Annotated in this window: 21 protein-coding genes; 10 read left to right on the plus strand and 11 right to left on the minus strand. The window is 66.6% G+C overall.

Translation table 11 applies throughout. From position 1 onward, the window contains the following. Positions 1 to 31: 31 nt before the first annotated feature. The 4 genes from DFP89_RS03630 to DFP89_RS03645 all read left to right on the plus strand — a co-directional run bounded on the left by DFP89_RS03630 (position 32) and on the right by DFP89_RS03645 (position 4,199). Entirely contained in the window at positions 32 to 436 is a 405-nt protein-coding gene (locus tag DFP89_RS03630) for a hypothetical protein (protein ID WP_114348023.1), read from the plus strand. A 286-nt stretch (positions 437 to 722) separates the two neighbouring features. Further along, positions 723 to 1,712, plus strand: coding sequence for a DUF4123 domain-containing protein (locus DFP89_RS03635; protein WP_114348024.1), 990 nt, complete (start codon positions 723 to 725; stop codon positions 1,710 to 1,712). Position 1,713: 1 nt separating this feature from the next. Then, the gene (locus DFP89_RS03640; protein ID WP_114348025.1) at positions 1,714 to 3,414 is read left to right on the plus strand and encodes a polymorphic toxin type 15 domain-containing protein; all 1,701 of its coding nucleotides are present in this window, start codon (positions 1,714 to 1,716) and stop codon (positions 3,412 to 3,414) included. Positions 3,415 to 3,521: 107 nt separating this feature from the next. Next, positions 3,522 to 4,199, plus strand: a complete 678-nt coding sequence (locus DFP89_RS03645) for a GAD-like domain-containing protein (protein ID WP_181870231.1) — start codon at positions 3,522 to 3,524, stop codon at positions 4,197 to 4,199. Positions 4,200 to 4,536: 337 nt separating this feature from the next. Here DFP89_RS03645 and DFP89_RS03650 read toward each other — a convergent pair whose 3' ends face one another. Next, entirely contained in the window at positions 4,537 to 4,725 is a 189-nt protein-coding gene (locus tag DFP89_RS03650; RefSeq protein WP_114348027.1) for a DUF2293 domain-containing protein, read from the minus strand. Between the two features lie 631 nt (positions 4,726 to 5,356). Then, complete coding sequence (locus tag DFP89_RS03660; RefSeq protein ID WP_114348028.1) at positions 5,357 to 6,007, minus strand: carbonic anhydrase; 651 nt, start codon at positions 6,005 to 6,007, stop codon at positions 5,357 to 5,359. 144 nt (positions 6,008 to 6,151) lie between these two features. On the opposite strand from DFP89_RS03660, the gene DFP89_RS03665 reads away from it, so the two are divergent. The 5 genes from DFP89_RS03665 (at position 6,152) to DFP89_RS03685 (ending at position 11,230) form a co-directional block, all read left to right on the plus strand. Next, the gene (locus DFP89_RS03665) at positions 6,152 to 6,529 is read left to right on the plus strand and encodes a hypothetical protein (RefSeq protein WP_114348029.1); all 378 of its coding nucleotides are present in this window, start codon (positions 6,152 to 6,154) and stop codon (positions 6,527 to 6,529) included. A gap of 76 nt (positions 6,530 to 6,605) precedes the next feature. After that, on the plus strand, positions 6,606 to 8,009 hold the full coding sequence (locus DFP89_RS03670) for a leucyl aminopeptidase family protein (protein ID WP_114348089.1): 1,404 nt from the start codon (positions 6,606 to 6,608) through the stop codon (positions 8,007 to 8,009). Beyond that, entirely contained in the window at positions 8,006 to 8,860 is an 855-nt protein-coding gene (locus DFP89_RS03675; protein ID WP_114348030.1) for a C40 family peptidase, read from the plus strand. The genes DFP89_RS03670 and DFP89_RS03675 overlap by 4 nt, the downstream gene beginning before the upstream one ends. Before the next feature lie 29 nt (positions 8,861 to 8,889). Next, complete coding sequence (locus tag DFP89_RS03680) at positions 8,890 to 9,957, plus strand: saccharopine dehydrogenase (protein ID WP_114348031.1); 1,068 nt, start codon at positions 8,890 to 8,892, stop codon at positions 9,955 to 9,957. A gap of 58 nt (positions 9,958 to 10,015) precedes the next feature. Next, positions 10,016 to 11,230 carry a PQQ-dependent sugar dehydrogenase gene (locus DFP89_RS03685; protein ID WP_114348032.1) on the plus strand — a complete coding sequence of 405 codons (1,215 nt, stop codon included), beginning with the start codon at positions 10,016 to 10,018 and terminating at the stop codon, positions 11,228 to 11,230. Between the two features lie 30 nt (positions 11,231 to 11,260). Here the strand turns inward: DFP89_RS03685 and DFP89_RS03690 are convergent, their stop codons facing one another. Together DFP89_RS03690 and mutL are read right to left on the minus strand one after the other, a co-directional pair. Continuing rightward, positions 11,261 to 11,632 (minus strand): DUF3775 domain-containing protein, encoded by a 372-nt coding sequence (locus DFP89_RS03690; protein ID WP_114348033.1) that lies wholly within the window; start codon positions 11,630 to 11,632, stop codon positions 11,261 to 11,263. Positions 11,633 to 11,684: 52 nt separating this feature from the next. Beyond that, on the minus strand, positions 11,685 to 13,514 hold the full coding sequence (gene mutL, locus DFP89_RS03695; RefSeq protein ID WP_114348034.1) for a DNA mismatch repair endonuclease MutL: 1,830 nt from the start codon (positions 13,512 to 13,514) through the stop codon (positions 11,685 to 11,687). Positions 13,515 to 13,596: 82 nt separating this feature from the next. Between mutL and DFP89_RS20085 the strand changes: the two genes are divergently transcribed. Beyond that, positions 13,597 to 13,815 (plus strand): hypothetical protein, encoded by a 219-nt coding sequence (locus DFP89_RS20085; RefSeq protein WP_147273263.1) that lies wholly within the window; start codon positions 13,597 to 13,599, stop codon positions 13,813 to 13,815. A gap of 45 nt (positions 13,816 to 13,860) precedes the next feature. On the opposite strand, the gene DFP89_RS03700 is transcribed toward DFP89_RS20085, so the two are convergent. The 7 genes from DFP89_RS03700 to DFP89_RS03730 all read right to left on the minus strand — a co-directional run bounded on the left by DFP89_RS03700 (position 13,861) and on the right by DFP89_RS03730 (position 22,617). Next, positions 13,861 to 15,192 (minus strand): M16 family metallopeptidase, encoded by a 1,332-nt coding sequence (locus tag DFP89_RS03700; protein ID WP_114348035.1) that lies wholly within the window; start codon positions 15,190 to 15,192, stop codon positions 13,861 to 13,863. After that, the gene (locus tag DFP89_RS03705; protein WP_114348036.1) at positions 15,189 to 16,616 is read right to left on the minus strand and encodes a M16 family metallopeptidase; all 1,428 of its coding nucleotides are present in this window, start codon (positions 16,614 to 16,616) and stop codon (positions 15,189 to 15,191) included. The genes DFP89_RS03700 and DFP89_RS03705 overlap by 4 nt, the downstream gene beginning before the upstream one ends. Positions 16,617 to 16,722: 106 nt before the next feature. Beyond that, entirely contained in the window at positions 16,723 to 17,286 is a 564-nt protein-coding gene (locus tag DFP89_RS03710; protein WP_114348037.1) for a DUF3035 domain-containing protein, read from the minus strand. Positions 17,287 to 17,317: 31 nt separating this feature from the next. Then, positions 17,318 to 18,007, minus strand: a complete 690-nt coding sequence (lspA, locus tag DFP89_RS03715; protein WP_114348038.1) for a signal peptidase II — start codon at positions 18,005 to 18,007, stop codon at positions 17,318 to 17,320. Continuing rightward, the gene (gene purH, locus DFP89_RS03720; protein ID WP_114348039.1) at positions 18,007 to 19,596 is read right to left on the minus strand and encodes a bifunctional phosphoribosylaminoimidazolecarboxamide formyltransferase/IMP cyclohydrolase; all 1,590 of its coding nucleotides are present in this window, start codon (positions 19,594 to 19,596) and stop codon (positions 18,007 to 18,009) included. The genes lspA and purH overlap by 1 nt, the downstream gene beginning before the upstream one ends. A gap of 36 nt (positions 19,597 to 19,632) precedes the next feature. After that, a complete protein-coding gene (locus DFP89_RS03725; RefSeq protein ID WP_114348040.1) occupies positions 19,633 to 21,282 on the minus strand; it encodes a heparinase II/III family protein in 1,650 nt (549 codons plus the stop codon). Positions 21,283 to 21,312: 30 nt separating this feature from the next. After that, entirely contained in the window at positions 21,313 to 22,617 is a 1,305-nt protein-coding gene (locus DFP89_RS03730) for an RsmB/NOP family class I SAM-dependent RNA methyltransferase (RefSeq protein WP_181870232.1), read from the minus strand.

A 22,617-nucleotide genomic window follows, 5' to 3' on the forward strand; every position in this document is an offset into this window, starting at 1 on the left:
CGGACCACGCAACTAAAAAGGAAAGCCTGCGATGCAGCACCTGACCGATCGCCGCAAGGTACTTCTGGCCGCCGGAGTTGCGGCGGCCGCCATGATGACCGGGCCAGCCGCCGCGCAATCGACAGATATTCGCGGCACGGTGGAATTCGAAGGCGGCGCCGAGATACCGAAAGGCCAGATCGCCATCTATCTTGAGGACAGCGCGGCGCAGAACGGCACGCAGAACCGCACCGCCGAGGCGCGCGTCAAAAGCGATGGCGGCTCCAGGACGATCGATTTTTCCCTGCCCCTGCCCGAAACCGCCGTCGCGAACCCGACAATGCAGATCGTCGCCCGTCTGGAGCGTGCCGATGACGGCTGGCTGCTTGCCCGCGGCAGCGCCGATTTCACCGCCGGCGCGCCCGCCCAGATCACGCTTTATACGGTGATGTACTGACCGGCGGCTGACGAACGCCAATCCCGGCATTTCAGCGGCTTTCCCGTGACCTTGGCTCTTGGCGCATTCCCCGCCATGATGGCGGCGTTCATGATTGATTCGTTCCCGGAGGCCAGTAAGTTGCACGCCCCCCTTTCGTCAGGCCGCATGTTCCGTCCGACCAAGCGCCTTTCCTCATCCCGCGACATGTATCGGCCCCAGCCTGCCGCATGACTGACGGACGCCGCGACAATGGTGGATCTGCCGCTTTCCGGTCCTTGACCGGTCGGGCGTCCGGGTGTCGGCCATGCTGCTGACGCGCAGTCCGGTTCGGAATGACGGTCCGCGACCGGCCGTCCCGCCCGCGCTGCGCGAGGCGCTGCCCGACCTGCCGGCGGGCCTTCTTGCCGCGCTTTACGGGCCGCAGGCACCTTCGGGCGTCTATATGCTGGTCGATGCCACCCTGCGGCGCGAGGTCAGCGGCATCTTCGATCTTGACGGGATCGCGCTGCCCTCTGAATGCCTGTTCAATGGCGAGGCCGCCCTGACGCATCTGGAAAGCGCGCCATGGATCGTCGACATGTCGATCCGCGACCCCGACCGCCCGACCAATCTGGGCTTTCATCGCCGCTTCTTCGCGCAGCACTGGCCGGTCGGCACCAGCCTTCTGGTCCAAAGCGACGCATCCTTTGCCCAGCTGCGCAGCCATCTGCGCCGCTTTGTCAAACTGCGCGTCAGGGATGATGGCGGGCGGCGCATCTTCCGGTTCTGGGATCCGCGCGTGCTGCACCCCTTTCTTGAAGTGATCAAGGATGACGCGCCGCGGTTGCGCCGCCTGGCCAGAACCGATGACGGCACCGCCATTCGCTATCTGATCCGCGCCGGGGACCAGGACCAGCTTTATGCCGCCGAGGCGGCAGAGCTGGCCGATACGCCGGTCGAGCCGCTTCAGTTGCGGCTGTCGGATTTCGACCCGATCGCCCGCGCGCGCGAGATCAAGCGCCGCCAGCGTATCGCCGACCGCATCCAGCAGGATTTTCCGGCCGAGCTGAGCGGTCGCCCCCGCAAGGCAATCGACGCGGCGGTCGAATATGCCGTCAACCGCTTCGGCGGTTATGGCTTTCGCGAACATGCCCATCTGCATTTCTTCGCCGCCTGGACCGTCTTTTACGGGCCGGAATTCGAAATGGCCGATCCGACCGGCCGCCTGCATGAAATCTGCCAGGAAACCGGCCCCGAATTGCAGCGCTTCAAGGCGTTCCGGGACCGTTTCGACAGCTTCGAGATAAGGGCCTAGCATGTCACCACGCCAGCCGCCAAATCCCTCAGCCATCTCGCAGCGCTCGGAACGCAGCGCCTATGCCGAGGCGACGCCCGCGACGGGTGTCGTCGCGCCCTGCATGGGACCGGTCATGGTCTGCGCGAATTACGACGACCGCTGGCGGACACCCGTCACCATGAGCCCGCTGCGCATCACCGACATGAACGGCAAGGTCGTTCTGGACGGCGGCGCGCGCACGCTCGGGCTGCCCAGTTTCGGCATGCAGGACGGCCAGGCGATCAGCGGCGTCCGTCCCCAGCTTGGCACCTTCACCTTCAACGCCGCGACCCGCGGTCCGGCCAGCATCGCATTGGTGGGCGATCCATCGGCCGATCAGCAGATCAAGGCGCTGGAAGCGCAGATCATCGAGGATCTGCGCGCCTTTGCCACCTCGATGGAAACCGCGCTGCAACCCTGGATCAATGAATGGAACGACCAGGGCTGGATGGGGGTGGTCAAGACCTTCTTCGAAAGCGCGCGGAACGGCATTTCCCAGTGGTGGGACGGCGAAGGCGAATTCTGGGCCGCCGTCTGGGATTGGCTTTCGAAACTGCCCGAGGTGGCCGAGGATGCCTGGGACAGCCTGAGCTCGACCACCAAGGCCCTTTGGGAAAACCGCGCGCGGATCACCGAGCTGCTGGAGGCGCTCAGCCAGGGCGCGGTCAACAGCTTCGAGGCCTGTATCGAGGCCCTGAAGAATGCCCTCGCCAAGCTCCCCGGACTGGAGGAGATCGCCGAAACCTTCCGGCAGCTGGTCGATGAAAGCGCCGAATGGGTCGGCGCGATGATCGAGATGATGCGCAACACCCGCGTCCTCGATGTGCTGGGCGGCACGGTCGTCGGCATCGTGATGACGCTGACCCCCAATTTCTGGGCCGATATCGTCGGCACCGTCGGCGGCTATCTGATCCCCGAGATCATTCTGGCGGCCATATTCGCCGTGCTGACCTATTTTACCGCCGGGACCGCCGGCGGTCTTCTGGCCGCGCGTCTGACGAAATTCACCACATCCGTGGTGACCAAGCTGAAGGCCGCCGGCAAGGCCGGCAAGGCGGCGCTGAAGATCTTCGAGTTCCTCACGCAGCTGACGCAGAAGATGCTCGATCTGATCAAGGCGCTGAAGCGCAAGATCGAAGAGGCGGTCGAAAGCGCGACGGATGTCCTGACCCGGATCACGCGCCGCGCCGGACGCCGGATCGAACCGGCCGCGGACCTGCCCTGCTTCAAGAAGCCGTTCGGGGTGTCGGACAAACAGTTTGACGACCAGCTTCGCGAACAGGAAGCCGCGATCAACAACAGCGATCTGTCCGAATTGATCCGGCGGCGTGACATGGTCAAGAATCAGGGCACGAAAGCGCTGCGCGATGCCGATGCGCAGCGGACGGCCCGGACCGAATGGATCAATGCAAGAGCCGCCGAAATCATGGAGGGCGGCCAGCATTCACGCCGCAAGGCGGTCGAGCTTGCCCAGAACGAGGCCTCGAAGCTTGATGCCACGCATGTGCTCGACATTGTTGCCGGCGGCGATCCATCGGCCATCAGCGGCCTGCAGGACAGCAGCGTGAACCGCTCGATCGGTCGGCAATGGCGCGACCGGGTCGGTTCGCTGGACGACGCCCTGGCGCATCAGAAAGGCAAGGGATACGACAAGGCCCATGTCAAGCTCAAGAGATGCTGACCGCCGCCCGTCACGCCGGCATTGGCGGTGACGGGCGCCCGGCGGTCCGCAGGACTTGGCAGTCCCCCCCGAAAACCGATATGCCGGATACAGGCCGAAACGAGGACATGATGGACATTCAAGCCGAAATAGCCGACCTGTTCGAGGATAACGGAGCCTATCGGGCGCAGCGCCCCGCCCCGCCGGAGCTGATCGCCGAATTTCAGGGCAAACTGCCGGAATTCCTGCTGGCGATCTGGAAGGACAAGGGTTTCGGCAGCTGGGCCAATGGCCTATTCAGCCTGTGCAATCCGCATGATTTCAAAGGGTTGGTTTCGCAGATCGTTCATGCCGACAAGGACCTGTCGCACAAGGACTGCCATATCTTTGCCCATTCCGCCTTCGGCAAGCTGATCTTGTGGAGCGAACGCCATGGCATCGTGAATGTCGACCTGCTCAATGGCAGGCTGTCATGCCCCTGGCTGACGACCCCGGCAAAGAAGGGCAATCCCGACGTGGCGATGGCCCTTGCCCTGTCGCTTTATGGCGAGGCGCTGCAGGCCCTGAACGTCTATGACGAGAACGACAAGCCGCTGTTCGCGCGCGCCGCGAAAAAGCTGGGCACGCCCGAGCCGATGCAGGCCTTCGGCTTTTTCCCGGCGCTGGCTATGGGTGGCGCGCGGGATCTCAAGAGCATCAAGATCACGCCGGCGATGGAATATTTCCTGTTTCTCGCTCAGCTGCAGCAGTTCCAGCTGGTTGATTATCTGTCGCAGCCGCCCCGGATCGTGCGTCAGATCGGCTGACAGACCCGCGCCCCGACCCTGTCAGGGGCAGGCCGGGCGCCGCCTCGCCGATGCACTCAACGCGCCCAGCGTGTCGCCACCGATCACGATGACTGGACGGATTGCGCCCTGGAAGCCAGCCGCTCACAGCAATGAACCCAAGCCGGAAGCGGAATTGAAAGATCTGCCGCATCTGGCCCCCATATCGCGTATCGAAGAAGGGCGCGAAGGGAATGGCTCGGCCCAATGCGCGGCTCGGCTATCCCGGGGTCACGGAGGGTTCAGGCTTCAATGGATCATGGCCGCTGTGCCAATATTCGTACCACTCGTCCAGTTCCGGCTGCGCGATCAGGCGTGCCTACTTGCGCGTCAACCCGCCCTTTCTGATCAGGCCTTCATAATCGGTCAGGTTATGGCGGATATAATTATGCACGACAATCGACAGAGCTGCGACAATCCTGGTCTTCTTGGTCCAGTCGCGCGCGATCAGCCGTTGCAGGACCTGCGCCTTGTGATCCTCGGGACAATACGGGAAATGCCGCGCCATTGCATCCTCGCAGCTGGCCAGTGAAAATCTTTTGTAGCCAGGGAGTTGCGAAGCGTTCGGATCACTCATGCTGCTTCTACTTTCATCGCTGCCTCGCTTTGGATCGGTTCTCACCGCCACTCGGCACGTTTTTGACGCGGCGGGCCGCGATCAGCCCCAATCATGCTATCCAGATCAAGGCATAGACAACCCGCAGGCTGCGGATGCCTTGAACGCACCTGCCTGAACTCGGCCGAACGGATGATCACCTCGTCGCGGCTTGGCGGGTTCAGATGCATGAGGTTGAAATATGGGCACGGAAAGGGTGCGGGAAGGCGCGCTCGCCAGAGCGCCTTAGGCTCGGGACTCATCGCAAAAAAGATGGCGGTAGCGGCCAGGGCGGTTGCGAAGAGAAAGACCTTCGGGCCTCGGTCGTGGCGGGTGGCAGCGCGCCGCCCATCCTTGCGCCTGCCGAAACGGCCCCGAGCCATGCATCCGATCCCGTATTCAGGCTGCTCGCAAACACCTGGTATCAACGGCTGCGGGCAACCCGGCAGCAAATGAGCGACGATGCGGTCCGAGCTCGGCAAAGACGGGCCGCATCGCGGGGTGTTTCGGAATTCTCCGCCTGCGGGCCCGATATGGGCCGCGATCAGGTCACCAGACTGAACGCCTGAGACCTGCCATCATACTGATCAAGCGTGCCTTGCGCGATGTCGTGCAGGACCCCATGCAGCGACAATTCACCTGACTCGACCGCCGCCTTCACGAATGGGAAGGTCATCAGGTTTTCAAGCGAGATCACAACCGCCTGCCTCTCCAGCGCCTTGATCTGTTCTTCGGGCGGCAAGGTCACGACCCGCTCGTAGCCAGGACGCAGGATATCCATCCAGCGGCCGACGAAGCTGGTCTTCTCCTCAAGCTCTGGCGCATGGCCAGAACACATCGCATGGCACCCCTGAACCCCGCCGCAATTGGTATGCCCCACGACCACGAGATGGGCGACCTTGAGCGTCTTCACCGCATATTCGACGGCGGCCGAGGTGCCGTGCTGCTCGCCATCCGGCGCATAGGCGGGCACGAGGTTGGCGATATTGCGGTGAATGAAGAACTCTCCCGAATCAGCCCCGAAGATCGAGGTGACATGAACGCGCGAATCGCAACAGGCGATCACCATCGCACGGGGACGCTGACCGTCCTCGGCCAGTCGGCGATACCAGGCACGGTTCTCGACAAAGGCAGTTGCGCGCCATCCATGATAGCGCTGGACCAGATATTGCGGCAGCGGCGTGGCATCGATCATCGCGTCCTCATCGACTGTTCGTCCGCTTGATAACCGCGGATTGGATAAAGTTCGAGCGGTTTAGCGCAGCCAGCCTAACCTTTTCTTGAGAGATTGATGACAGTTTGCGCGGAGGTATGCGGGAACACGGGTTGAGGGAATCACATGACAAAGATTGCGGTCCTCACCGTCGACGAAGCCGTGCATATCGACTTGCAAAGACTTGAGCAAATCATCCGCGAACTGGGCGAGGCGACGGCTGCGCAAGTCATCGGCGCGGCGCTTGAGCAGCTGGCGCTGGCGCTGACGCGGACCCTGGCCGCCGCCGAAAAAACCGATCTTGTCGAGGTGGTTACCCAGGCCGAACAGCTTGCCCGCCTGGCTTGGCAAGTCGGGCTGGTCACGCTGGCCGGGGTTGCCGTCGATGTCGGCAGCTGCGCCGAACGGCAGGATCGGTCCGGTCTGGCGGCGACATCCGCCCGCCTGCGCAGGATCGGCAATCGTTCCCTGACCGAGATATGGGATGCGCCGGGCAGCAAGTGAGCCGTGGTCCGGTTCCTCTTGCAGCTTCCCTCATGCGCGCTAGGCTGCGCCCGACATGAAAATGACGAGGATGCCGATGTCCCCCCGATTTGCGGATCCCTCCGCCCCGTCGCTTCCCTTGTGGCTGGTCAGGCCGGGCGAAAGCGGTCCCGCATTCCCGCAAGACACCGGCGCAGCGACCCGCCAATGGGCCATGGCGCAGGGGTTCAAGGGCAATGCCGGCCAGGTCTGCCTGCTGCCGGCGCCGGATGGCACGATTTCCGGGGCGCTCTACGGAATCGGGCCGGTTGCTGCGGCGACCGGCCGCCCCCCGCGTGAGCGTTATCTTCTGGCCCGAGCGGCCGAAACCCTGCCCTCGGGGAACTGGCGGCTTGCCTGCCAGCCCGACGGTTTCGATGCCGCATTGGGCGCATTGGGCTGGCTTTTCGCCCAGTACCGCTTTGCCCGCTACAAGAAGGCCGAACCGCCATCGGCTTGGCTGGTCTGTCCTGACAATGTGGACCAGACCCGGCTTCTGGCCCTGGCCGGGGGCGAATTCCTCGCACGCGACCTGATCAACACGCCGACTTCGGATATGGGGCCGGCCGAGCTTGAACAGGCGGCGCGCGATCTGGCCGACCGATATAGCGCGGAAATCTCGGTCACGGCCGGTGACCAGCTGCTGGCGCAGAACTTTCCGATGATCCATGCCGTCGGGCGGGCCGGGGCTCAGGCGCCGCGCCTGCTGGATCTGCGCTTTCCCGGCGACGGCCCGCGCGTGACGCTGGTCGGAAAAGGCGTATGTTTCGACACTGGCGGGCTGGACATCAAACCGGCCGCCTCGATGGCGCTGATGAAAAAGGACATGGGTGGCGCCGCGAATGTCCTTGGTCTGGCCGAGACGATGGCGCGGCTGGGTCTGACCCGCGACATCCGCCTGCGGGTGCTGATCCCGGCGGTGGAAAACGCCATCTCGTCGAACGCATTCCGGCCCGGCGATATCCTGACCAGCCGCAAGGGCCTGACGGTCGAGGTGAACAATACCGATGCCGAGGGGCGGCTGGTTCTGGCCGATGCATTGGCCCTGGCCGATGAAGAGGCGCCCGAACTTCTGATCTCGATGGCCACGCTGACCGGCGCGGCGCGGGTTGCGCTGGGACCGGACCTGCCGCCCTTTTTCTGCGACGACGACCGCGTGGCGGCCGCGCTGCAGGCCTCGGGCCGGGATCATGCGGATCCGATCTGGCGCATGCCCTTCTGGGAACCCTATGAGTCCATGATCGAGCCCGCCATCGCCGATCTGGACAATGCGCCCGGCGGCGGATTCGCCGGGGCGATTACGGCCGCGCTGTTCCTGCGCCGCTTTACCGGCCGGGCCCGGCATTACGCGCATTTCGACATCTATGGCTGGCAACCCAGCGCCGCGCCCGGCCGTCCGAAAGGCGGGGCGGGACAGGGGATGCGCGCGATTCTGAACGCGCTGCCCGGGATTCTGACATGACCGCCGTCGCGCTGGATCGCCGGCTGACCCCGGCCAATGACCGGATCGCCCTCGAGTCGCTGCGTGGCGTGATCGAGCGTCCCGCCTATACGCCCGGACGCCCGGTGCGCCTGACCGCGCCACTGTCCGATCTGTGCCGTGCGCCCGACGGCCCGCGCGACCGGCAGGTGAATTTCGGCGCGGATCTGACCATGCTGGACGAGCAGGACGGCTGGAGCTTCGTGCAGGCCGCCCAGGACGGCTATTGCGGCTGGCTGCCGGCCGGCGATCTGGGCCAGGTCTCGTCCGTGATCACCCACCGGGTTCGCGCGCCCGCCACGCATATCTATCCCGAACCGAACATGAAACGCCGCGAATTGATGGGGCTCTCGCTGGGTGCCCGACTTTCGGTGACCGACATGAAGGACGGGTTCGCGCGGCTGGCACAGGGCGGATGGGTGCCGCTGCAACACATCTCGGAGCGGCCGGCAGAGGATCCGGCCAGCATCGCCGAAACGCTGATCGGCACGCCCTATCTGTGGGGCGGCAACAGTCGCGCAGGGATCGACTGCTCGGGCCTGGCACAGGCCGCGCTGACCGCTTGCGCGGTTGCCTGCCCGGGCGACAGCGACATGCAGGAGGCGGCCTTTCCGCATGTTTCAGGCGATATTCGCCGCAACGATCTGCTGTTCTGGCCCGGCCATGTCGCGCTGGCACTGGATGGCGAAAGGATGATCCACGCCACCGCCTTCGCCATGGCCGTCATCATCGAGCCGATTGCTCACGCCATCGCGCGGATCGACACCAGCGGCCAGGGGCCGTTTCTGGGTGCGCGGCGTCCATCGCTTGCCGCAACCGGCGCCTTCCCCTAGGCTTTCACGAGTCACGGCAGGAGACAGGCATGCCGCATCTTTGGGTCCGCTCGGAAAGCCGCGCCAATGAACGGCGTGTCGGCATCACGCCCGATGGCGTCCAAGATCTGCGCGCCCAAGGCTTTCGCATCACCGTCGAGGACAGCCCGCATCGTATTCTGCCCATTGCCGGCTTCGCCGATGCCGGTGCCGAGATCGCAGCCGAAGGAACCTGGCCCGAGGCCCCATCGGATGCGATCGTCTTCGGGCTGAAGGAACTGCCCGAGGACGGGCGCGCCCTGCGCCATCGCCACATCATGTTCGGCCATGCCTATAAGGGCCAGCCGGCCGGACAAAAGCTGCTGCAACGCTTTCGCGACGGCGGCGGCACGCTTTACGATCTGGAATACCTGACCGACGAGGCTGGCCGGCGGCTGGCCGCCTTTGGGTATTGGGCGGGCTATGCGGGGGCGGCGGTTTCGCTAAGCGCCTGGGCGGCGCAAAGGCGCGGCGGGATCTGCGGGCCGGTGCAGGCCTGGCCGACGCAACGGGCGCTGAACGACGCGCTGCGGGCGGAACTGGACGCGACCGGCGCCGCGCGGCCCCATGCCATCATCATCGGCGCGCTGGGACGGGTGGGCAGCGGCGCCTCGGACCTGTTGACGGGACTGGGGGTCAGGATCACGAAATGGGACATGGCCGAAACCGCCAGCGGCGGACCTTTCCCCGAAATCCTGATCCATGAGCTGTTCATCAACTGCATTCTGGCCGGTCCCAAAACCCCGGTCTTTCTGCACGCCGAGGCCGTGGCGCCCGGCCGAGCGCTGACGGTGATCGGCGACGTAGCCTGCGACCCCTCCAGCGATTTCAACCCGATCAAGGTCTATGACCGGGTGACCGACTGGGCAGAGCCGGTCCTGCGCGTGGCCGAGGCACCGGTGCTGGACGTCATGGCCATCGACAACCTGCCTTCGCTGCTGCCGCGCGAAAGCTCGCTGGATTTCGCCGCTCAGTTGCTGCCGGTGCTGCGGGATCTGGACCGTATCGATCAGGGGCCATGGGGCCGCGCCCAACAGATGTTTGCCGCGCATCGCGCGGCGCTTGGATCGGGCCCATGAACCTGCCCGGGAACGCCCGGACATACCGGACGACAGGAGCTTCTCAATGACCGTAACGATGTCCAAGCCGCTTCGCATCCTGAGCTGCGCCCTTGCGCTGGCTCTCGTGCCGCTTTCCCCGGCGCGTGCCGATTTCAACGACTACCCGCCCGAGGCCAAGGGCCAAAGCCCGGCCTTCGCCAACCAGACCCGCGCCCCGATCATCCCCGGCGCGTTGCGGCTCAGCCGCACGTCGCTGGCCGAGGGGCTGCGCAGCCCTTGGGGCATGACCTGGCTGCCCGATGGCGGGCTTTTGATCACCGAGCGCGAGGGGACGTTGCGGCTATATCGCGACGGCCAGCTCTCGGCGCCGATCACCGGCCTGCCGGCGGTCGATTCCGATGGCCAGGGCGGGCTTTTGGACGTGGCGGTGGCACCCGATTTCGCCCAGACGCGGCAGATCTGGTTCAGCTTCGCCGAGCCGCGTGGCGATCAGGGGGGGAATGCCACCGCAGTCGGGACCGGCAAGCTGTCCGAGGGCGCCTCGGCGCTGACGGATGTCCGGGTGATCTTCCAGCAAGAGCCGCCACATGCGACGCCCATGCATTTCGGCTCACGGCTGGTTTTCGACCGCGACGGCCAGCTTTACGTCACCGCCGGCGAACGCAGCCTGCCGCCCGAAGAGCCCGATGGCGCGCAGGCACTTGGCAATCATCTGGGCAAGGTCTTGCGCATCGACCCCGCGACCGGCGCGGCATCGGCGGGCAATCCCTTTACCGAGGCGCAGGCCCGGCCCGAAATCTGGTCCTATGGCCATCGCAACATCCAGGCCGCCGCGCTGGACCCGCAAGGCCGGCTGTGGACGGTCGAGCATGGCCCCAAGGGCGGGGATGAGCTGAACCTGCCGCAGCCCGGGCTGAATTACGGCTGGCCCGTCATCACCTATGGCGTGCAATATGACGACAATCCGGTCGGCGCCGGCATCACCGCGAAAGATGGTATGGAGCAGCCGGTCTATTACTGGGACCCGGTCATCGCCCCCAGCGGTATGATCTTTTATCAGGGCGAGATGTTTCCCGAATGGCAGGGCGACCTGTTGATCGGGGGGTTGCGCGCCGGATCGGTGGTGCGGCTGAAACTTGACGGCGACCGCGTCGCCGGAGAGCAGCGTCTTGTGCAGGGCATCGGCCGCGTCCGCGACATCGAGATCGCCCCCGACGGCGCGCTGCTGGTGCTGATCGACGGCGATCCGGGATCGCTGATCCGGCTGGCGCGGCGGGGGGCCGCGCCCTGACGGCCGGGGGCGGCGGATCAGACCGGGCGATCAGACCGGGCGGTGCAACTCGTCCTCGGCATCCTCGGGCGAGATGCCAAGCGCGTCCATCCCCGCCTCAAGGTAATCGGCCAGCTGCGGCTCGCCCATGAGGTAATCCTCGGTGGGCGATCTGCGCTCGGCCTTGGCGGTCTCGATGGCCTCGGCCAGATCCTCGGGGCCAAAGGTGTCGCGACCGATCCACATGACGGCGACCAGGCTGGCCTGCTCGTCCTCGTTCAGGCTGGCGATGAATTCCGCAAGCTCGGTCTGGGTGCCGTGGCCGGTGCGGTGCCCGCTATGCGCCCAGGCGTTGACGCCGCTGTCATATTCGCGGGCGCGGATGATGATATGGGCGATCTTTTCGGGGCTGATTTCCAGCATGAAGTCCTCCGGGGTGCTGACCCGTTGTCGCGCCGCCGGGGGGCAAGGTCAACTAGCGCCCGAAGAGCCGCTCGATATCGGCCAGCTTCAATTCGATCCATGTCGGGCGGCCATGGTTGCACTGGCCGGATTTCGGCACCCGCTCCATTTCCCGCAAAAGCGCGTTCATTTCCTCGGCATTCATGCGCCGACCCGAGCGGACCGAGCCATGACAGGCCATCGAGGACAGCACCGCATCGACCCGCGCCCTGAGACGATCGGACGCGCCCTGATCCTCGAGATCGTCCAGAATGTCGCGGATCAGGCGGGGCGCGTCGATGCGCTTGATCAGCGCTGGCACCTCGCGCACGGCGATGGCGCCGCCGCCGAATGGCTCGATCACCAACCCCAGCCCGGCCAGATCCTCGGCGATGGAGAGGATGCGGGCGGCGTCGACCTCGGACAGTTCGACGATTTCGGGGATCAGCAGGGCCTGGCTGGCGATGCCATGCGCCTCGGCCTGCGCTTTCAGGCGCTCATAGACCAGCCGCTCATGCGCGGCATGCTGATCGACGATGACGATGCCATGGGCGGTCTGGGCGATGATCCAGTTTTCATGCAGTTGCGCACGGGCGGCACCCAGCGGCGCATCCGGTTCAGCGGCAATCTCGGGCTCGACCCGGGCGGTCGGGGCCTCGGCAAAACCGGGGGCCTGAAAGGCAAGGCTGGCGGCGATGGCCGGGGCCGAGGGACGCGGCGCAAAGCCCGGCGCCGGGCGGTAATCGGCCTGATAGCTGCGCGGGGTAGCCTCTGGGGCAGGCTCGACCCGCGCCACGCCAAGCGCCGCCGTGGCCACGGTGGACGACGACCGATGCCCCACCCCGGCCAGCGCATGGCGCAGGGCGCTGACCACCAACCCGCGTGCAAGGCCGGGGTCGCGAAAGCGCACCTCGGCCTTGGCGGGATGGACGTTGACGTCGACCAGATGCGGATCGCAGCTCAGAAACAGCACCGCCGCCGGATGCCGGCCCGAGGCCAGCACATCCATATAGCCCGCCCGCAGCGCCCCGGTCAGCAGCTTGTCCCGGACCGGGCGGCCATTGACGTAAAGATGCTGCGCCACCGCCGCGCCGCGCGAATAGGTCGGCAGGGCGGCAAATCCGGTCAGCGAGATCTCGTCGCGGGTGGCGTCGATAGCCAGCGCATTGTCGATGAAATCGCGGCCCATGACGCGGGCAAGCCGGGTCTGCAAGGCGCCGAACAGTTCCCCATGTTCGGCATCGGCGCGAAACAGCACGCGGCCCTCATCCTCGTCGGTCAGGGTGAAGGCGACATAGGGCTCGGCCATGGCGAGGCGGCGGAGGGTGTCGGCCACGGCCTGGGTCTCGGCGCGGTCGCTGCGCAGGAATTTCAGCCGCGCGGGCGTGGCAAAGAACAGGTCGCGCAGCTCGACCACGGTGCCGCGATTGCCGGCGGCAGGTCGGACTGCCTGCGCGCGTCCGCCCGCAACCGAGATCTGCGCGCCGTCATGGCCGGGCGCGCGGCTGGTGATCGTCAACCGCCCCACCGCGCCAAGGCTGGGCAAAGCCTCGCCGCGAAAGCCGAAGCTGCGGATATCCAGAAGGTCGCTGCCGTCGATCTTTGAGGTCGCATGCCGGGCCAGCGCCAGAGGCAGGTCATCCGCCGTCATGCCGCAGCCATCGTCGCTGACCCGGATCAGCGCCTTGCCGCCCTTGGCGATGGAGACCTCGATCCGGGTGGCACCGGCATCCAGCGCATTCTCGACCAGTTCCTTGACCGCCGAGGCCGGACGCTCGACCACCTCGCCGGCCGCGATGCGGTTGGCGGCGGCCTCATCCAACTGGCGGATGATGGGGCGCATATTGGGCATGTGGGTATTCATGACCCCAGATATAGCAGGCCCCCGGCAAGGCGAAAAGAACTTCATCGCAAAGCCGCAAACCGGGGAACCACGATCGCCCTGAATGCACTTATCTCAGCGCGACAGGTTCATCATCCGGAGGACGATCATGAACAAATCTATTGCGATTCTTCTGTTCGGCGCGGTTTTGATTTTAAGCGCCTGTGACCTCAGCTCGATGACCGGCGCGAAATTCCAGCCGGTCGACAGCGCCCCGGGCGGCGGCAGAAACGCCCCGACCTGGGAAACCGCGGTACAATATGGCGGCGGGATTCCGAATTAGGCCGCAGCCCGCGGCGGCAAACCGCGGGCAGCATCCATCATTGCCTCAGTTCGACGGCGCGGCAGCCGCATCACCGCTGATCCCCTGCGGCCGGCCGACCAGCACGAAGCGGATCTGGTCGGCATGCAGCAGGCGCTGCGCGACGCGCTGCACGTCCTTAGCCGTGACCGCCTCGACCTTGGCATTGCGGGTATTGACGTAATCGGCGGGCAGCCCGACCAGTTGCATCCCGGCCAGAATGCTGGCGATCTTGCTGTTGCCGTCAAAGCGCAGCGGATATTCGCCGGTCAGATAGGTGCGGGCGTCAGTCAGTTCCTTGTCGGTCACGCCGCCCTCGGCAAAGCGCGCCCATTCCTGCCGGATCAGATCGACCGCCTCGGCCACCTTTTCATTGGCGCTGGCCATGCCGCCCTGCCAGGTCTCGCCGTAAAGCGCATTGGCAAGGCCGGTGCCGACGCCATAGGTCAGGCCGCGCTTTTCGCGGATCTCGTCCATCAGGCGCGAGGAAAACCCGCCGCCGCCCAGAATGTGATCGGCGACCACGGCGGCGAAATAATCGGGGTCGGACATGGGCAGGCCGGGCTGGGCAAAGGTCACAACGGTCTGCGGGCTGTCCCAGTCGATCACCGTGACGCCGCCGGTCAGGCCCAGTTTCGCCGGTTCGGGCAGGGGCACCGAGCCGGCTTCCGGCAGCCCGCCCAGCACCTTGTCGATCAGCAGCCCCAAGGCCTCGGCGTCGATATCGCCGGCAGCGGCCACCACCACGCGGTCGCGGGCCAGAATGCGCTTTTGCGCTTCGATCAGGTCGTCGCGGGTCAGCGCGGCAACCGATTCGGCCGTGCCGTTGATCGAGGTCGCATAGGGGTGATCGCCCCAGGCCTGCGCCGCCAGCGCCTTGGTGGCGATGGATTCGGGGTCCGTCGCCTCGCTGCGGATCGACGATTGCACCTGTGCGCGCACCCGCTCGATGGCGTCGGCGTCGAAACGCGGCTGGGTCAGCGCCTGACGCAAGAGGTCAGCGGCCTGATCGCGGTTTTCGGTCAGGGCGCGGGCGCTGACCACCAGCGCATCGTCGCTGACATTGAAGCTGGCGCTGGTCGCCAGCGCCTCGGCCGCCTCGGCGAACTGGACCGAGTTCATCTCGCCCGAGCCTTCCTCGAGCAGCGCGGTCATCAGGTTGATAGCGCCGCGCTTGTCGGGCGCATCAAGGCTGGCGCCGCCCTTGAACATCAGGGTCAGCGCGGTGAAGGGGATCGAGTGATCCTCGACCAGCCATGCCTTGATGCCGCCGGGCGAGGTGATCTGCTGGATCTCGATGGCGCGCGCCGGAAGGCTGGCCAGCGCGACAAAGACGAAAGTGGCAAGGGCGCGGATCATTGGCTTTCCCCCGGATTGGCTGGGTCGGTCGATGCGGCGGGGGCGTCCCCGGCCGGGGTCACGGCGGGCGTGGCGGCAGGCGCGGCTGCGGGCAGCAGCCAGCCGGTCACATCGGCCTTGCTGTCCAGAACCAGCTCGGCGGCGGCGCGGATATCCTCGGGGGTGACGGCGGCAAGGATCTCGGGCCAGTCGTTTACATCCTCGATCCCCAGCCCGATCGACAGGCCCTGACCATAATCATAGGCGCGGCCATGGGCGGAATCCTTTTTATAGACCTCAGCCGCGCGGACCTGCGTCTTGACCCGCTCAAGCTGTGCCGGGTCGGGACCGTCCTGACGGAATTTTTCCAGCGCCGCGTCCAGCGCCGCCTCGGCCTCGGCATTCGAGAGGCCGGGCGCGGGCATCAGCGCGATGGTGAATGTGGTCGGATCGACCGACAGGCCGTCATAGCCGGCATCGACGAAAAGCGCCTTGCCGGTCAGCATCAGTTCCCGCGCCAGAACCGAGGTCTGGGCCGAACCGCCCAGCAGTTCCGCCAGCACGGTCAGCGCGGCGGCGGTCTTCTGGTCGCCCGGATTGCGTTCGGGGACCAGAATGGTGCGGATCAGCACCGGCTCGGCCACGCGGGGGTCGGAACGCTCCATCCGGCGGGGCGAGCGCTGCTCGGGTTCCTGCGGGCGGGGTCCGCGTTCGGCGCCGGCTTTGGGCTTGACCGGGCCGTAATATTCCTGCGCCAGCTCCTTGGCCCGCTCGGGCGTCACGTCGCCGGCGATGATCAGCACCGCGTTGTTCGGGGCGTAATGCGCGTCATACCAGGCATTGGCATCGTCGCGGGTCAGCCCCTCCATCTCGGCGCGCCAGCCGATGACCGGGCGGCCATAGGGGTGGTTGTAGAACTGGACCGCGCTGCGCTCCTCGGCGAATTGGGCGCCGGGATCGCTGTCAGTGCGCTGCGAGCGTTCCTCAAGCACGACCTGACGTTCGGCCTGCCAGTCGTCCTCGCCGATCTTGAGGTTGGCCATGCGGTCGGATTCCATCTCCATGACCAAGGGCAGGCGGTCGCTGGCGATACGCTGGAAATAGGCGGTGAAATCATAGCTGGTAAAGGCATTGTCCATGCCGCCATTGGCGGTCACGGTCTTGGACAGCTCGCCCGCCGCAACCTTGTCGGTGCCCTTGAACATCAGATGTTCCAGGTAATGCGCGATGCCGGATTTTCCCGGCTGCTCATCGGCCGAGCCGACCTTGTACCAGACCATCTGCACGACGACCGGGGCGCGGTGATCCTCGATCACCACGGCCTCGAGGCCGTTATCAAGGGTGAAGTGGCTGATTCCCTTGGGCATCTCGGCCAAGGCAGGGCCGGTCACAAGCGGGGCGGCCAGCAAAGCCGCAAGGGGCGCCGCGCGGGTGAAAATCGTCATGGGCAGGCTCCGGTTCCGGGTCGCGTGCCGAAAACTGCCCCGCCGGGCGGTTGGGCGCAAGCCCGGGGCCCGTCATCTAAGCGTGATCACCCGTGAGGATGCGCGGTCACTTCACCAGCACCGCGCCCTGAACGTTGGGATCGGTCGACTCGACCGGCGCGCCGCGATTGACGGGCGGCGCCGCGGGCAGCAGCACGCCGGTCGGGCGCCAGCGTTCCTGTTCGGCCCAGCTGTCCAGCGTCATCGGCTCATAGGCGCGGTAATAGACGTTCGAGCGCGCGAGAACCTCGAGCACGCGGCGCGAATGGCGGCTGCGCCATTCCATATCTTCCTGTGCGGTCAGCTGGCGAATCGCCGGGTCGCGGCCCATGCGCGAGGCATAATTGACCAGCCCGCCATCCGAGGCGCCGATGCCCTGCGCCGACAGCTGCGCGGGATTGCCGCCAAGCGCCGCCACCGCATCGCCCATCGGCGTCGGGTCGGTGATGTTGCTGCCGCCCGGCGTGGGCGCGGGCAGGGCGTTCAGATCCTCGGGCATCTGCAAGGGCTTTGTCGGCACGATGCCGAATTCATCCGGCCCGTCCTGCCCGCCACTGGTGTTCATCAGATGCGGATCGTTGCTGCAGGCGGCCAGCCACAGCATGGTCATTGTCAGCGCGATCGCCCGCATCGTCCGTCCCTCATGTTCTTCTGGCGTCGTTCTAGCGTGAATTCCCGGCCTCGTCACGGGTCTTGTCGCCCGCGAACAGATCGCCCTGTTCGACAAGCGATCCGTTGCCCGGATCCGCGGCCGGTTCCGGGCGGGGTTTCGCCGTCCGGGGCTTTGCCGGCGCGCGGCGTTTCTTGGGTTCGGGCTTTTTCTCGGGCGGTTGCAGCACCAACCCAAGCGCGCCCATGAAGATCGCGATATCGGCGACGTTGAAGCTATAGGGATTGCGCCAGCCGGGCAGCGACATGTTCAGGAAATCGGCAACCGCCCCATAGACGAACCGGTCGACGACATTGCCCAAGGCGCCACCAATCAGCAGCCCGGCGGAAATCTGCGCAAAGCGCGAGGGTTTGGCCCGGCCGACCCAGATCCCGACCCATAAACAGACCGCAAGCGCGATGCCAATCAGGATCCAGCGCGTGGTGTCGACATCGCTGGCGAACAGGCCGAAATTCATGCCCTGATTCCAGGCCATGCGCAGGTTCAGCCACGGGTCCAGCACGTCGATTTCGCGCACCCGGTCCAGTTGCAGCACATGCACGACCAGATATTTCAGCGCCTGATCCAGGAAAAAGATCAGCCCCGCCCACAGCCCGACATTGCGCCAGACACGCGGCGGCGGCGCCTTTTTGGCGCGCTTGCGGGGGGCCGCGGGTTTCTTGGGGGTCGAGGCGTCGCTCATCAGTGGCGGAAATGCCGCTGGCCGGTAAAGACCATGGCCAGACCCAGACGGTCGGCGGCCGCGATCACCTCGGCGTCCCGCATCGAGCCGCCGGGCTGGATCACCGCTTTCGCGCCCGCCGCAGCCAGCGCCTCGACCCCGTCAGCAAAGGGGAAGAACGCGTCCGATGCGACCGACGAGCCGATGGTCAGCGCCTGATCCAGACCCAGCACCTCGGCCATGTCTTCGGATTTGCGCTTGCCGATGCGGGTCGAATCGACGCGGCTCATCTGGCCGGCACCGATGCCGACCGTCGCCAGATCGCGGGCATAGACGATGGCGTTCGATTTCACATGCTTGGCGACGGTCCAGGCAAACAGCAGGTCGTTCAGTTCGGCCTCGCTGGGCTGGCGCTGGGTCACCACCTTCAGGTCGCTGCGCAGGATGCGGCCATTGTCGCGGCCCTGCACCAGAAAGCCGCCCGCGACCTGACGGAAGGCCAGACCCGCCGCGCCCGCATCGGGCAGCCCACCGGTGGTCAAGAGACGCAGGTTCTTTTTCGCGGCAAAGATCTCGCGCGCCTCGTCGCTGGCCTCGGGGGCGATGACGACCTCGGTGAAAATCTCGGTGATGGCGCGGGCGGTATCGGCGTCCAGCGCCGTGTTCAGCGCGACAATCCCCCCGAATGCCGAGGTGCGGTCGCAGTCATAGGCGCGCCGATACGCCTCGATGGCCGAGGCGCCGCGCGCCACGCCGCAGGGGTTGGCGTGCTTGATGATGGCGACGGCGGGACCGGCGGCCGGATCGAACTCTGCCACCAGTTCAAAGGCCGCGTCGGTGTCGTTGATGTTGTTGTAGGACAGCTCCTTGCCCTGCCATTGCCGGGCCGTGGCCACGCCCGGCCGGTCCGAGCCGTCCTTGTAGAAACCCGCCGCCTGATGCGGGTTCTCGCCATAGCGCAGCCCCTGTGCCAGCGTGCCGGCGAAGGCGCGGCGGCGCGGCATGTCCTCGCCAATGGCGCCCGCCATCCAGTTCGAGACCGCCGCGTCATAGGCCGCCGTCCGGGCATAGGCGATCTGCGCCTGACGCTGGCGGAAGGCATAGCGGGTGGTGTCGTCATTGGCGTCCAGTTCCGCCAGCACGGCGGCATAGTCCTGAACGTCCACGACCACGGTCACGAATGCGTGGTTCTTGGAGGCGGCGCGGATCATCGCCGGGCCGCCGATATCGATATTCTCGATGCAATCCTCATACGAGGCACCCTTGGCGACAGTTTCCTCGAACGGATACAGGTTGACGACCAAGAGGTCGATCATGCCGATCCCGTGCGAGGTGGCGGCGGCCATGTGTTCCTCGCTGTCGCGCAGCGCCAGCAGCCCGCCATGCACCGCCGGATGCAGCGTCTTGACGCGGCCATCCATCATTTCCGGGAAGCCGGTCACGTCAGCGACGTCGCGGACGGTCAGCCCGGCCTCGCGCAGGGTCTTGGCGGTGCCGCCGGTCGAGAGCAGCTCGACCCCTCGCGCCGACAGCGCCCTTGCGAAGTCGATCAGCCCGGTCTTGTCGGACACGGAAATCAGCGCACGCTTCAGCGGAATACGGTCGGTCATCGGTCAGGCCCCGTTATGGATCGCGGATGTGGCCCGTCACCTAGCGCCGGAATGCGCCAAGGTCCAGCCGATCTGGATGGCCTTGCCCTGAAGACGCGCGGAAATCACGATCTGGCGCGAGGGGCGCGGCTCGGCCAGAGTCCGGTCCAGAAGGCAGGATGCCTCAAGCCGGGCCTCGCCCACCCCGTCATGGCTGAACTGCCAGAGCTCGCCATTGGGCAGGGTCAGTTGCACCTCCTGTCCCTGCATCCGCGCGTCGATATCGGGGTGCAGGTGGAAACGCAGGTCAAAGGCCAGCCCGTCCTCGGGGCGGACCTGATCCAGCCGGATCTGGGCGCTGGCATCCAGCGCGGCCAGCGAATCCTCGCCGCGCAGCGACAGGCCGTCGGGTTCCAGCCACAATTCACGCAGATGCGTCAGCCCGTGACTGGCCAGCCAGCCGTCATGGCCTGACAGCAGATGTGCGGGTTCGGGCGAATGGGCAGGGCCGAAATCGGGCGCGGTCAGATTGCCCAATTCATCGCAATCGCCTGCCCAGACCAGTGCCGGACGCTCGGTCAGGATATCGGGCTCACCCTCCTGACGGTTGGGATTCAGAAGTGAGCTGGAAAGCCCCGCCAGGCATAGCGCCGAATGGCAGGGCGTGGCGCGCGCGGCCTTGGCCCAAAGCGGGCCGAAACCGTCGCCGGGGCCGCAATTCACGATCAGCGGCTGGCGCTGCACGGTCAACTCGAACGCCAGCGTTGAGGCATGGGCGCGGACCGCCGCCGGACCGCCGGGCGGGGGTGCGGCGTCCAGAATCAGCGTCGTGCGCGCCCGCGCCATGCGGGCAAAGCCCATGGCAAGGCCATGCGCGGGCAAAGCCGCGCCCTCGGCCGCGCGCAGGCAGCGATCCAGCCGCCCCGCAGCCCCGCGCCCGCCGCCGTGAAAGCTGGGCAGACCGCCATCGGCATGGCGCAACGCGCGCAGGATCGGGGCGATTTCGGAAATGATCGCGGTCAGCTCGGCCGGGCTGTCCAGTCCCGTTTCCGCCGCGACCTCTTGCGCCCAGACCAGCAGGGCCATGGCCTCCAGCAGCGATTCGGGGGCGCGCGCCTCGGACAGCGTGCCGACTCCCATGGCGTCGGCTTCCTCGGCCAATGCGATCAGCGCGGGCTGCGCCATGAACTGGCGGTCGCGCAGCGACATTGCGCCGATGGCCAGGCCCGCCAGCGCCTCAAGCCGGTTCAGCCCGTCGACGGTCTCGTACCAGCTGTCGCGCAGATGGTTCAGATGCGTGTCCAGCGCCCGGAAATAGGGCTCGGCCCCGTCGCGATCCAGACCGGGCAGGATCATCCCGGCATGAAAGATCCAATGCAGCACCCGCCGGCCCGCCACCTCGGGCGCCCATTCGACGCGGCTGGCATCGGGCACGCGGTGCTGTTTCAGCCAGTGCAGCACATGGTCCTGCGCCAGCGCCCGCGCCTTTGGCGTGCCGACGGCGGCCAGATCGTCCAGCCAGCCAAAGCCGTGCAGCTCGGCGCTGACGGTCGGAGGCACATCGGCGGCAAAGAAGTCGCCATTCAGCGTGACGCCGCCCAGATGCAGCGCTCCGCCAACGATCTGCTCGCCCCGTCCGGCATGGCCGATGGCTTTGGGTTCGGGGCGGCGCAGAAACCCCCTTGGGGCGGTCGTGCTATCGGTCATGGACTGGGCAGTTGTTGGAACGGCGCAACCTTATGTCCCTTCGGTTGTTTTCCGCAAGCACAGGATGAAAAACCCGTCCATGCCCCCGCGTTCCGGCCACAGGTCCGGGCGCAGCCGCAAGGCGCCCTGCGGCGTGATCCATGCCGGATCGATGCCCGGCGCCTGCGGAGGTTCGACCGTCAGACCGGGATGGCGGGCAAGGGCTGCGGCCATCTGGTCCTCGCCCTCGGCAGGCAAAAGCGAGCAGGTGGCATAGACCAGCCGCCCGCCGGGTTTGAGAATGTCCAGTGCGTGGTCGATCAGCCGCGATTGCAGTTCGGTCAGTTCGGCAAGGCCCGCGCCATCGCGGATGCGCGGCAATTCGGGATGGCGGCGAATCGTGCCGGTCGCCGAACAGGGCGCATCCAGCAGCACCGCATCCAGCGGCGCATCGGACCGCCAGTCCAGCGCATCGCCCGCGACCAGCGTGGCACTGAGGCCGCAGCGGGCAAGGTTTTCGGCCACGCGGGCCAGCCGCGCCTGAGAGATATCGACCGCCGTGACCTCGGCCCCGGCGGCGGCCAGTTGCAGCGTCTTGCCGCCCGGCGCGGCGCAAAGATCGGCAATGGCCTCGCCGGGCTGCGGGTCAAGCACCCGCACCGCCATGGCGGCGGCGGCGTCCTGCACCCACCAGTCGCCCGCCTCATAGCCCGGCAGCACGCTGACCTGCGTGCCCGAAGCCAGCCGATACGAGCCGGTGGGCAGCGCCTCTCCGGGCATATCCTCGGGCATCGCGCCCTTTGGGGTCAGGTCAAGCGGCGCGCCGGCCTCATGCGCGGTCTCGATGGCAAGGGCGATATCCTCGCCCCATTGGGCGGCGACGGGCTTGCGCAGCCAGTCAGGCATGCGCTGCGCGGGCAGGTCGGCCCAGATGTTCTGGGCCGAGGAGACCTTGCGCAGCACCGCGTTCACCATGCCCGATGCCGCCTGCCCCTTGCCGCCAAGGCCGCGGGTCAGCGCCACGGCGGCATTGACCGCGCCATGCGGCGCCTCGCCCAGGGCCAGCATCTCGACGGTGGCAAGGCGCAGGATGCGCAGGATATCGGGGCGCGGACGGCGGGCCATCAGCGGCATCAGCACGGCATCGGCGGGCTGGGTGCAGCGCAGCACCTCAAGCGCGAGGCGGCGGGCACGGGCACGGTCGGGGGGCGCAAGGCGCTCGTTCAGGGCTGCGGCCTCGTCCAGCGTCGCGCCCTCATCGACCGCCGCCAGCAGGCGCAGCGCGCCCATACGTGCCGTGTCCCCGGCTGGCTTGCGCCCCGATCTGCCCTGTGACTTGTTCAATGCCTGCCCCAT

It is taken from the genome of Paracoccus lutimaris (assembly GCF_003337565.1).
GTDB classification, from domain to species: domain Bacteria; phylum Pseudomonadota; class Alphaproteobacteria; order Rhodobacterales; family Rhodobacteraceae; genus Paracoccus; species Paracoccus lutimaris.

Excerpts from the sequence above, each read along its gene's own strand:
- DFP89_RS03630 (WP_114348023.1), top strand. The coding sequence starts at position 32 with ATGCAGCACCTGACCGATCGCCGCAAGGTACTTCTGGCCGCCGGAGTT.
- DFP89_RS03635 (WP_114348024.1), top strand. The coding sequence starts at position 723 with ATGCTGCTGACGCGCAGTCCGGTTCGGAATGACGGTCCGCGACCGGCC.
- DFP89_RS03640 (WP_114348025.1), top strand. The coding sequence starts at position 1,714 with ATGTCACCACGCCAGCCGCCAAATCCCTCAGCCATCTCGCAGCGCTCG.
- DFP89_RS03645 (WP_181870231.1), top strand. The coding sequence starts at position 3,522 with ATGATGGACATTCAAGCCGAAATAGCCGACCTGTTCGAGGATAACGGA.
- DFP89_RS03650 (WP_114348027.1), bottom strand. The coding sequence starts at position 4,725 with ATGGCGCGGCATTTCCCGTATTGTCCCGAGGATCACAAGGCGCAGGTC.
- DFP89_RS03660 (WP_114348028.1), bottom strand. The coding sequence starts at position 6,007 with ATGATCGATGCCACGCCGCTGCCGCAATATCTGGTCCAGCGCTATCAT.
- DFP89_RS03665 (WP_114348029.1), top strand. The coding sequence starts at position 6,152 with ATGACAAAGATTGCGGTCCTCACCGTCGACGAAGCCGTGCATATCGAC.
- DFP89_RS03670 (WP_114348089.1), top strand. The coding sequence starts at position 6,606 with ATGTCCCCCCGATTTGCGGATCCCTCCGCCCCGTCGCTTCCCTTGTGG.
- DFP89_RS03675 (WP_114348030.1), top strand. The coding sequence starts at position 8,006 with ATGACCGCCGTCGCGCTGGATCGCCGGCTGACCCCGGCCAATGACCGG.
- DFP89_RS03680 (WP_114348031.1), top strand. The coding sequence starts at position 8,890 with ATGCCGCATCTTTGGGTCCGCTCGGAAAGCCGCGCCAATGAACGGCGT.
- DFP89_RS03685 (WP_114348032.1), top strand. The coding sequence starts at position 10,016 with ATGTCCAAGCCGCTTCGCATCCTGAGCTGCGCCCTTGCGCTGGCTCTC.
- DFP89_RS03690 (WP_114348033.1), bottom strand. The coding sequence starts at position 11,632 with ATGCTGGAAATCAGCCCCGAAAAGATCGCCCATATCATCATCCGCGCC.
- mutL (WP_114348034.1), bottom strand. The coding sequence starts at position 13,514 with ATGAATACCCACATGCCCAATATGCGCCCCATCATCCGCCAGTTGGAT.
- DFP89_RS20085 (WP_147273263.1), top strand. The coding sequence starts at position 13,597 with ATGCACTTATCTCAGCGCGACAGGTTCATCATCCGGAGGACGATCATG.
- DFP89_RS03700 (WP_114348035.1), bottom strand. The coding sequence starts at position 15,192 with ATGATCCGCGCCCTTGCCACTTTCGTCTTTGTCGCGCTGGCCAGCCTT.
- DFP89_RS03705 (WP_114348036.1), bottom strand. The coding sequence starts at position 16,616 with ATGACGATTTTCACCCGCGCGGCGCCCCTTGCGGCTTTGCTGGCCGCC.
- DFP89_RS03710 (WP_114348037.1), bottom strand. The coding sequence starts at position 17,286 with ATGCGGGCGATCGCGCTGACAATGACCATGCTGTGGCTGGCCGCCTGC.
- lspA (WP_114348038.1), bottom strand. The coding sequence starts at position 18,007 with ATGAGCGACGCCTCGACCCCCAAGAAACCCGCGGCCCCCCGCAAGCGC.
- purH (WP_114348039.1), bottom strand. The coding sequence starts at position 19,596 with ATGACCGACCGTATTCCGCTGAAGCGTGCGCTGATTTCCGTGTCCGAC.
- DFP89_RS03725 (WP_114348040.1), bottom strand. The coding sequence starts at position 21,282 with ATGACCGATAGCACGACCGCCCCAAGGGGGTTTCTGCGCCGCCCCGAA.
- DFP89_RS03730 (WP_181870232.1), bottom strand. The coding sequence starts at position 22,617 with ATGGGGCAGGCATTGAACAAGTCACAGGGCAGATCGGGGCGCAAGCCA.